Annotated in this window: 1 pseudogene; it reads left to right on the top strand. The window is 59.2% G+C overall.

The features are described from left to right. Positions 1-75 precede the first annotated feature (75 nt). A pseudogene (locus E5W87_RS35760) lies at positions 76-299 on the top strand (hypothetical protein); the annotation flags it as partial.

Below are 299 nucleotides of genomic sequence, written 5' to 3'. Positions count from 1 at the left end.
TGACGGTCTCATCGGTATCGGCGGAGCCGCGAATCTGTGGTAAGCCGCCGCTCAATCAACCAAAGGACGACACCTGTGAGCGAACCGACCGTGGCTCAGGCGACCGAAGTATCTATGCCTCGCTGCGGGCGGACAATGCCGACATCGACGCACATATTGCGACGCTTAAGGCGACGCTGACACGAGAAGGAATAAACAGGCGGTGTTCGATCCGACCAAGTTGGCGCAGAATAACCGCTCGGGGCGCAAGTTGATGCAGGCCTATTTTCGGCAGCGCGGCGTGAGCGTGAGGTTTTCGG

The organism is Mesorhizobium sp. (assembly GCF_004962925.1).
GTDB lineage: Bacteria > Pseudomonadota > Alphaproteobacteria > Rhizobiales > Rhizobiaceae > Mesorhizobium.
This window is presented reverse-complemented; position numbering and strand designations above follow the sequence as displayed.